This window comes from Pseudomonas sp. PAMC 25886 (assembly GCF_000242655.1).
Lineage (GTDB): Bacteria > Pseudomonadota > Gammaproteobacteria > Pseudomonadales > Pseudomonadaceae > Aquipseudomonas.
Genome location: NZ_AHHC01000009.1, coordinates 1 through 9400, shown reverse-complemented (window position 1 = coordinate 9400; position 9400 = coordinate 1). Strand labels below are relative to the sequence as shown.

Annotated in this window: 8 protein-coding genes; 5 read left to right on the top strand and 3 right to left on the bottom strand. The window is 61.8% G+C overall.

Features of this window, described 5'->3' with window-relative positions:
• Positions 1-166 precede the first annotated feature (166 nt).
• Genes sixA through MUM_RS0101730 form a run of 3 tightly spaced genes read right to left on the bottom strand, consistent with a single transcriptional unit; the run spans position 167 to position 1996 of the window.
• Positions 167-616: a phosphohistidine phosphatase SixA gene (gene sixA, locus MUM_RS0101740; protein WP_010166312.1), complete on the bottom strand. Its 450-nt coding sequence runs from the start codon at positions 614-616 to the stop codon at positions 167-169.
• Positions 613-960, bottom strand: a complete 348-nt coding sequence (locus MUM_RS0101735; protein ID WP_003210547.1) for a DUF4389 domain-containing protein — start codon at positions 958-960, stop codon at positions 613-615. Before MUM_RS0101735 ends, sixA begins: the two co-directional genes overlap by 4 nt.
• A 10-nt stretch (positions 961-970) precedes the next feature.
• Entirely contained in the window at positions 971-1996 is a 1026-nt protein-coding gene (locus MUM_RS0101730) for an NAD(P)H-dependent glycerol-3-phosphate dehydrogenase (protein WP_010166309.1), read from the bottom strand.
• Between the two features lie 195 nt (positions 1997-2191).
• Between MUM_RS0101730 and MUM_RS0101725 the strand changes: the two genes are divergently transcribed.
• From MUM_RS0101725 to fabB, 5 genes are all read left to right on the top strand, one after another.
• Entirely contained in the window at positions 2192-4324 is a 2133-nt protein-coding gene (locus MUM_RS0101725) for a TonB-dependent receptor plug domain-containing protein (protein ID WP_336604753.1), read from the top strand.
• Between the two features lies 1 nt (position 4325).
• The gene (locus tag MUM_RS0101720) at positions 4326-5258 is read left to right on the top strand and encodes an ABC transporter substrate-binding protein (protein ID WP_081480044.1); all 933 of its coding nucleotides are present in this window, start codon (positions 4326-4328) and stop codon (positions 5256-5258) included.
• Positions 5255-7156 carry an ATP-binding protein gene (locus tag MUM_RS0101715; RefSeq protein ID WP_010166304.1) on the top strand — a complete coding sequence of 634 codons (1902 nt, stop codon included), beginning with the start codon at positions 5255-5257 and terminating at the stop codon, positions 7154-7156. Before MUM_RS0101720 ends, MUM_RS0101715 begins: the two co-directional genes overlap by 4 nt.
• Positions 7157-7404: 248 nt before the next feature.
• Positions 7405-7920 carry a 3-hydroxyacyl-[acyl-carrier-protein] dehydratase FabA gene (fabA, locus tag MUM_RS0101710; RefSeq protein ID WP_003210552.1) on the top strand — a complete coding sequence of 172 codons (516 nt, stop codon included), beginning with the start codon at positions 7405-7407 and terminating at the stop codon, positions 7918-7920.
• An 11-nt stretch (positions 7921-7931) separates the two neighbouring features.
• Positions 7932-9152 (top strand): beta-ketoacyl-ACP synthase I, encoded by a 1221-nt coding sequence (fabB, locus tag MUM_RS0101705; RefSeq protein WP_010166296.1) that lies wholly within the window; start codon positions 7932-7934, stop codon positions 9150-9152.
• The last annotated feature ends 248 nt before the right edge of the window (positions 9153-9400 follow it).

Sequence of the window (9400 nt, the reverse complement as noted above, 5' to 3'; positions counted from 1 at the left end):
ATGCCGGAGTGAGGGAACACCGAGCCTAGGCGAGGTGCCGACAGGCGGGGCAGAGCCCTTTGCTTACTTTGGGGCTTTTCCAAAGTGAGCCGCTGTAAGAGCGGAACCCATATCAGCCGTTACCGCAGCAACGGATATGTACTCAACCCCCAACCCCAATCCCCACCTAAGGATTCCGAACCCCCAAAAGGCTCATCAACCCCGCCAGCGGAAAATCCCCCTCCAGCTCAGCCAGACTCGCCGTACTCATAGGCTGCGGCTGCCGCAAATGCCCATGCTGCAAATAACTGATCAACCCGCCCACAAACGGCTGATGGCTAACCAGCAACACATCATCGTCATTGTCGAGATGCTTGAGCACCTCCAGCGGATTACTCTCCGGCGTCAACCAGGGCACCGTCCGAATCTCCGGCTCAAACCCCAACGCCTCACGCACCAACTGCGCCGTCTGCTGCGCCCGCACATACGGGCTCGCAATAATCGCCCGAATCGGCTGCCCGATCAGATGCCCCGCACTGCGCAACACCTCTTCGCGCCCATGGGCCGTCAAATTACGCTCGGCATCCGTGCGCGCATGCCCCTCGGCTTCACCGTGACGCAATACCCACACCTTCATAGTTTCGGTTCCTCATCACGGGCAGGATGCGGCGCGGGCGGCACGCTGTGAGCAGCCTCACCTTCAGGCGCACGGGGCGTCGGCCAATCAGCAAACGGCCAAGGCTTCTGGTCACTGTGAAAACTGCCAAACCGCCCAATCTGCGCCAAAAACTGACTCAGGCTGTCACCAAAATTCATCAGCCCAAGGTTCGGCGCGCCGTACACCAGCCGGTAAACCAGTTGCACCACCACCAAAGCGCCCAGCAGAAACTGCGCCACTTGCCACACCAGGGCAAACACCAGCATCCACAGGACACGCAGGCCGATGGATTCGTACTTGGGTGCTGCTTTCGGATCGTTCATCGCGCGTTCCTCAGTTGAAACCACTGGTGGAAATAAAGTCGACATCGGTCTTCGGCTCGGCCCGCATCAGCAACTCGATGACCTGGTTCAAGGTGCGCCCTTCAAACAGGATCGCGTGCAAACCCGCGACCAGCGGCATGTACACTCCGACTTCGTGGGCCTTGGCCTTCAACACTTTCAGGGTGTTGACGCCTTCGGCGACTTCCCCCAGCCGGGTGACGGCGTCTTCCAGGCTCAGGCCCTGGCCGAGGGCAAAACCGACTTGATAGTTGCGGCTTTTCGGTGACGAGCAGGTGACGATCAGGTCGCCCACACCCGCCAGACCGAGGAAGGTCATCGGGTTGGCGCCCTGGTTGACCGCAAACCGCGTCATCTCGGCCAAGGCGCGAGTGATCAACATGCTCTTGGTGTTTTCGCCCATCCCCAGCGCAACGGCCATGCCGGCGATGATCGCGTAGACATTTTTCAGCGCGCCGCCCAGCTCGACGCCGAAGCGGTCGGCACTGGCGTACACGCGGAAGGTGCGACCGTGCAGCACTTCCTGCACCCGCTCGCAGAGTGCTTCGTCTTCGCTGGCGATCACGGTGGCGGTCAGTGCGTGCTCAGCCACTTCCCGCGCCAGGTTCGGGCCGGACAACACGCCAATACGCGCCTCGGGGGCGATCTCTTCAAGGATTTCACTCATCAACTTGAAGGTATGCGCCTCGATGCCCTTGGTCAGGCTGACCAGCAACTTGCCCGCCAACCGCTCGGCGTGGGGCGCAAGCACCGAACGCAAGGCACTGGACGGCAGCGCGACGAAACACAGGTCGCACTCGGTCAGCGTCGCCAGCAAATCGGTGACCGGCTCGACGGCAGGGAGAATCTTGATGCCTTTAAGGTAACGGGGGTTTTCCCGGTTGACCCGAATGGCCTCGGCTTGCTCGGGGTCACGCATCCATTGACGCACCCGGTGACCATTTTCAGCCAGCAGATTTGCCACGGCGGTACCAAAACTTCCGCCTCCCAGGACCGCAATAGAGCGCTGTTCAGTCATATGCAATCCGTTAATCCATAGCAGTGGCGATGGCCGCATTATACGGAGCGACCCGCCTGCGGCCAGCCCCCGCGTCAATTCAAACGCTCGTCGGAAAATGCGACATTTAAGCGAAGTAATTACAGGGGCGACGACTGGCAAAAGGCCCCACCTCAGTTAACATGGGCGGCTATCCGTAATTATCAAGGCCGTGCCGTGTATTTGGGCCCTCCTCCTCGCTCATCCCTTTTGCTGACGCTGTTGTGCATGCCGTTGTGCAGTGCTCCGCTGCTGGCCGACGATCTGTTCCTCGACAGCCAACCGCTGCCGCAGGTGCTGACCGCTACCCGGCTCAAGCAATCGGCCGCGGCCGTGCCCGGCAGCATGACGGTGATCGACAGCGAGCTGATCAAGGCCAGCGGCGCGCGGGACATCCCCGAACTGCTGCGCCTGGTGCCCGGGATGATGGTCGGCTACACCACCGGCAACCAGGCCGCCGTGAATTACCACGGCACCCAGGCGGGCGACGCCCGGCGCATGCAGGTGCTGATCGATGGTCGCTCGGTGTACCGCGCGGGCCTGGCGACGGTGGACTGGAGTGATATCCCGGTAGCCCTGGAAGACATCGACCGCATCGAGGTCTTCCGCGGCCCCAACACCGTCAGCTACGGCGCCAACGCGCTGATGGCCGTCGTCAACATCCTCACCCGCTCGCCGGCCAACAGCCACGGCACCCGAATGAAACTTACCCAGGGCGGCCGCGGGATCAACGACTGGTACGCCAGCCAGGGCATGGGCTGGGAAACCGGCGACCTGCGCCTCTCGCTCTCCGGGCAACAGGACGATGGCTTTGACAGCGACCGCGTCGGTGCCGACCGCCGCGACAGTCGCCGCCTGAGCCGCTTCAGCCTGGCCGTGAGCCAGACACTGAACGCGCAACAAAGCATCGACTGGCAACTGGACGCCAAGGAAGGCACCAACCAACGCCCGTACACCTACCAACCGGTGTTCGACGGGATTACGGAAGGCGGTACCAATTCCGACGTCAGCGCCAAGGACTATGCTGGCTCCCTGCGTTGGAATTTCGATTTCAATCCCGATCACAGCCTGTATATCCAGGGTTCGGCCCAGCAGTGGGATCGCCGGCAGATCTGGCGCGCCTGCGACGCCAAGGTCTCGTTCAGCCCAGAGTTGACCCAGCTGTGGCAGCTCAATCCCAACTATGCCGAAAAACTGGCCCGGCATATGGATGCGTTCAGCAAGGGTTCGGCGCCGCCCGGCAGTGCCGCCGAACAGGCATTGGGCAATCAGGTACTGGATCAATGGCGTAATGGCGCGAACCAGAGCGTCTGCGGCAACATCGACCAAAGCACCAAGGAAAGCCGCTACGACCTGGAGCTGCAAGACACCCTCAGCCTGTCCGACAGCCTGCGCCTGGTCAGTGGCATGAACTACCGCTACGACCGCGCCGACTCCGACACCTACTTCAACGGCACTATCGACGACACCACCTGGCGCCTGTTCGGCCATCTGGAATGGCGCGCCAGCGAACACTGGCTGCTGCAGGGCGGTGCGATGTACGAAGACACCCACCTGAGCGGCAACTCGCTGACGCCCCGGGTGGCCGTCAACTACCTGATCAACCCGCGCCACGGCCTGCGCGCGGTGTACTCCGAAGCCATCCGCTCGCCGGACATGTTCGAGAACAACGTCAACTGGAGCTACCGCGTCACCAACCTCAGCTCGCCGACCTACGGCCAGAACTCCGGTCAATACTTCGTGGTGACCCGCGGCCCGGGCAACCTCGACAAAGAGCTGATGCGCTCCCGGGAACTGGGCTACAACGGCTTTTTTGCCGACATCGGGCTGAACGTGGACGTAAAGCTGTTCTACGACGAAATCAGCGACATGGTCAGCGAGCCGCTGCGCAACAACCAGTACATCGCCAGCAACTCCAACAGCTCGCGTTTTACCGGCACCGAAACCCAGCTCGACTGGCACATGAGCACCGCCGACCGGCTGCGTGTCACCTATGCTTATGTGGATGCCAGCGCCACCAACCCGCTGGACAAACAGCAAACCGCCCGCAACAGCGGCTCGGCCGGCTGGATGCGTGAATGGGGCCATGGCTGGTCGAGCGCGGTGTTCTACTATGGCGACGACGCGCTCAACCAATATCGCTTCGAACGGGTCGACCTGCGAGTGGCCAAGCGCATTGCCCTGGGCAAAGCCAACGTGGAGCTGGCCGGCATGTTGCAGCAACGGCTCGACAATCAGCCCACCACCTGGCCCGACAATAACTATGACCAGCGCCACGTGCTCTACTTCAGCGCGGAGTTAGAGTTCTAGCATGAACCGCGCCCCGTCACGGATGACCCTCTCCTTTACCGCCCGACTCTGGCGGCGCTGTGTGCTGCTCGGGATTTTATTGTTTGCCGCCCCGGCATGGGCGGCGGACATCCTGCTGACCGCCGAAGAAGACGGCCCGGGGGTACAAACCTTCGTGCAGGCCCTGGCCCAAGAGCGCCCCGAAGACCGCGTGACGTTCACCCCGCTCAAAGACCTCCCCACCCCCGCGCACTTGCCGGCCAGCACCCGTCTGATCCTGCTGGACCTGCCCAGCCTCGACTGGCGCCTGCAAGACACCCAGGGCCCGCCGACCCTGGTGCTGCGCATCAGCCGCCTGCAAGCCCGCCAGCGTCTGGGGGACAGCGTGCCACCGAAGATCAGCCTGTTGTGGAGCGACCCACCGCTGGACCGCCAACTGCGCCTGATCACCGGCATCCTGCCCCAGGCCCGGCGTATCGGCGTGCTCTACGGCATCGACAGCGAGTTCCTGCTGCGTGAGCTGCGCCAATACGCGGCGCCCATGGGCCTGGAGATCGTGCCCCAGCTCTGGGACAACATTAATGACAGTCGTCCGCTGCAAAGCCTGTTCAAGAGCAGCGACGTGCTACTGGGGCTGGATGATCCCCAGCTGTACAACCCGAAAACCGCAAAAAACCTGCTGCTCAGCAGCTACGCCAGGCAATTGCCACTGGTCGGGCCCAACGCCGGGTTCGTCAAGGCCGGCAGCCTGGCCAGCACCTACAGCGATCAGGCCGACTGGCTGAACGTGCTCGACCGGCTGCTGGACCATACCCCGTCCGGCTGGCCGCGCTCGTTGTACCCGGACCGTTTCAAAGTCGTGGGCAACCCACAGGTTGCGCGCTCACTGGGGATCGAACAGGTGGACGAAACCAACGTCGCCACCCGCCTGGCCGAAGGAGAAAAACGTCCATGACCTTTCGTCGCCGTTGGGACATCAACACCCGAACCCAGCTCATTACCCTGGGCCCGGCACTCCTGCTGACGCTGTTGCTGATCAGCTTCTTTACCTTCGTGCGGATCCAGGATTTGCGCCAGGAGCTGGACCACACCGGCCAATTGATCGCCAACCAACTGGCGCCGGCCACCGAATACGGGGTGATTTCCGGCAACAACGACGTGCTCGAAAGCCTGTTGCGCGCCACCTTGGCCACGCCACATGTGCGCTTCCTGGAGATTCAGGACAGCTCGGAAAATATCCTGGTGTACGTCGAGCAACCGTCGGAAAAGCACGATCGTTCTCTGTCGGTGAAAGTGTTCCAGGCGCCGATCCGCCTGCAGCATATCCAGTTGGGCAACGACTTCTTCCAGGACAGCACCGCAGAGCCCAAGGCGCCCCGCGCGGACTACCTGGGGCGGGTGATTGTCGGCATGTCCAACGATGCGTTCAGCCAGCGCCAGCAGGAAATCCTGTTCAAGGCCGGGATTCTCGCGCTGTTCGCCCTGCTGTTTACCTTCCTGCTGGCCCGGCGCCTGGCGGCCAGCCTGTCACAGCCGATCAGCGCCATGGGGAATGCGGTCAAGGCGATCCAGCAGGGTGACTACCAGACGCCACTGCCCATCGTCGACGATTCGGAGTTGGGCGACCTGTCGCGCCACATCAATAACCTGGCCGACGGCTTGAACCAGGCCAGCCGCGAACAGCACCAGGCCATGGCCCAACTGATCCAGACCCGCGAAGAAGCCGAGCGGGCGAACAATGCCAAGTCGGACTTCCTGGCAATGATGAGCCATGAACTGCGCACGCCGATGAACGGAGTGCTGGGCATGCTGCAACTGCTGGAAACCACCGACATGACCGAGGAGCAGACCGAGTACGCGGCGCTGGCTTCGGAGTCCACCGAACACCTGCTGAAAGTGATCAACGACATCCTCGACTTCTCGCGTATCGAGCGCGCCGCCCTGGAGCTTGAGCACATTCCGTTCGACCTGGTGGAGCTGATCAGCAGTTGCGCCCAGGCCTTCCAGCATGCGGCCCAGCAACGCGGGCTGGTGCTTGACGTGCCAATCCCCACGGGCCTGGACTCGCTGCAAGTGCAAGGCGACCCGACCCGCATCCGGCAGATTCTGGTGAACCTGATCGGCAATGCCCTCAAGTTTACCGAGCACGGCACCGTCACCGTCGAACCTCACTGGCAGACGCTGGACCATGAATTGCTGTGGTTCACCTGCACCGTGCGCGACAGCGGGATTGGCATTTCGGCCGAGCGCCTGGAACTGATGTTCGATGCGTTCCAGCAAGCCGACAGTTCCATTTCAAGACGTTACGGCGGCACAGGGCTTGGCTTGCCTATCGCGCGCACCCTGGCTGAACGCATGGGCGGCACCCTGCGCGCCCAGAGTGAAGAAGGCCAGGGCTCGGTGTTCACCCTGGAAATCCCCCTGGCGATCTACCAGCAGAGCCTGCCGGTGCTCGCGCCAAACGCCGAAGGCAATGCCAGCGCGGGTGAAGGGCGCAACGTATTACTGGTGGAAGACAACCCGGTCAATCGCACCGTGGTCGAAGCCATGCTGCGCAGCCTGGGGTTCGAGGTGAGCATCGCCACCGACGGCGCCGAGGCGATCCGCAGTGCCGAGAGCCTGATTTTTACCGCGATCCTGATGGATTGCCGGCTGCCGGGCATCGATGGCTACGAGGCCACCCGGCAGATTCGCCAGTTGCCCGGCTGCGCCGACCTGCCGATCATTGCCCTCACCGCCAACGCCTTGCAGGGCGACCGCGAAGCCTGCCTTGCGGCCGGAATGAACGATTACCTGGCAAAGCCGTTCAAACGCACGGATTTGCAGCAAATCCTACAACGATGGGTGCAGTAACACGGTGCCATCAGCCAACTGCGACTGGCGTGAAAGACGAAAGTGCGGCAGTCTTAGGCACCCGAACGGGCCCGTAAACCGGCCCGGTTTATAATTTCAGTGCACAAGTGTACATTCATGACCTTGACGCTGTGACTTTCACTACAACGCAATAGTCTATGTGTAGGCTGCCGATATGAGGCATGAACGCTTCAGTCGGCCGGGAAGATTTGCCCTGCCCTGCCGCATGGGATTATTGAGGAGCTCGCATGACCAAACAAAACGCCTTTACTCGGGAAGACCTGCTGCGCTGCAGTCGCGGTGAGCTGTTCGGCCCAGGTAACGCGCAACTGCCCGCCCCGAACATGCTGATGGTGGATCGCATCACCCATATCAGCGAAGAGGGTGGCAAGTACGGCAAAGGTGAATTGGTCGCCGAGCTGGATATCACCCCTGACCTGTGGTTTTTCGCCTGCCATTTCGAAGGCGATCCGGTAATGCCGGGCTGCCTGGGCCTCGACGCCATGTGGCAGCTGGTTGGCTTCTACCTCGGCTGGCAAGGCCTGCCGGGCCGCGGTCGCGCCCTGGGTTCGGGCGAAGTGAAGTTCTTTGGCCAGGTCTTGCCGACCGCCAAGAAAGTCACCTACAACATTCAAATCAAGCGCGTCCTCAAGGGCAAGCTGAACCTGGCCATTGCCGATGGTTCGGTGACTGTCGACGGTCGCGAGATTTATACTGCCGAAGGCCTTCGGGTCGGCGTATTCACTTCCACTGACAACTTTTAAGGGTTATCCGCATGCGCCGCGTCGTTATCACTGGTCTGGGCATCGTTTCGTGCCTGGGCAATGACAAAGAGACCGTCTCCGCTAACCTGCGTGCAAGTCGCCCTGGCATCCGCTTTAACCCGGAATATGCCGAAATGGGTCTGCGTAGCCAGGTTTCCGGCTCCATCGACCTGCCCCTCGAAGAACTGATTGATCGCAAGATCTATCGCTTCGTCGGCCACGCCGCCGCTTACGCCTACCTGGCCATGAAGGACGCAATCACCGATTCCGGCCTGAGCGAAGACCAGGTGTCCAACGTGCGCACCGGCCTGATCGCCGGTTCCGGTGGCGCGTCGACCTTGAACCAGATGGAAGCGCTGGACATCCTGCGCGAGAAAGGCGTCAAGCGTGTCGGCCCGTACCGCGTCACGCGGACCATGGGCAGCACCGTTTCCGCCTGCCTGGCCACGCCATTCAAGATCAAGGGCGTGAACTACTCGATCTCCTCCGCTTGCGCCACCAGTGCTCACTGCATCGGTACTGCGGTAGAGCAGATCCAGCTGGGCAAGCAAGACATCGTGTTTGCTGGCGGCGGTGAAGAAGAACATTGGAGCCAGTCGTTCCTGTTCGACGCCATGGGCGCCCTGTCGACCCAGTACAACGAAACCCCGGAAAAAGCCTCCCGTGCCTACGACGCCAAGCGTGACGGTTTCGTCATCGCCGGTGGCGGCGGCATGGTGGTGGTCGAGGAGCTGGAACACGCCCTGGCCCGTGGTGCGAAGATCTACGCGGAAATCGTCGGCTACGGCGCCACTTCCGACGGCTACGACATGGTTGCGCCAAGCGGCGAAGGCGCCATCCGCTGCATGCAGATGGCCATGGCTACCGTTGATACCCCGATCGACTACCTGAACACCCACGGCACTTCGACTCCGGTCGGCGACTCCAAGGAAATGGAAGGCGTGCGTGCGGTATTCGGCGACAAGGCACCGGCGATCAGCTCTACCAAGAGCCTGTCGGGTCACTCCCTGGGCGCCGCCGGCGTTCACGAAGCGATCTACTGCCTGCTGATGATGGAAGGCAACTTCATGGCAGGTTCTGCCAACATCGAGGAACTGGACCCGGAAGTGGCTGACATGCCGATCCTGACCAAGACCCGTGAAGATGCAAGCATCAACACTGTGATGAGCAACAGCTTCGGCTTTGGTGGCACTAACGCTACCCTGGTGCTGAAACGCTGGCAGGGCAAGTAAGCCCGCAGCTTGATCACCTGAAAACGCCCCGACTGGTTCGGGGCGTTTTTTTTTGCGCCCTGAAAAGCACCGGTAGTGCAGGGGGGGGGTTGGGGGCTTATCCGTTGCTGCGGTCAGGGCGGCTATGGGTTCCGCCCTTACGGCGGCTCACTTTTGAACAGCGCAAAAGTAAGCAAAACGCTCTTGCCCCACCACTCGGCACCTCGCTTAGGCTCGGTGTGCCCTCTCTCCGGTACTACTGCGCGGGC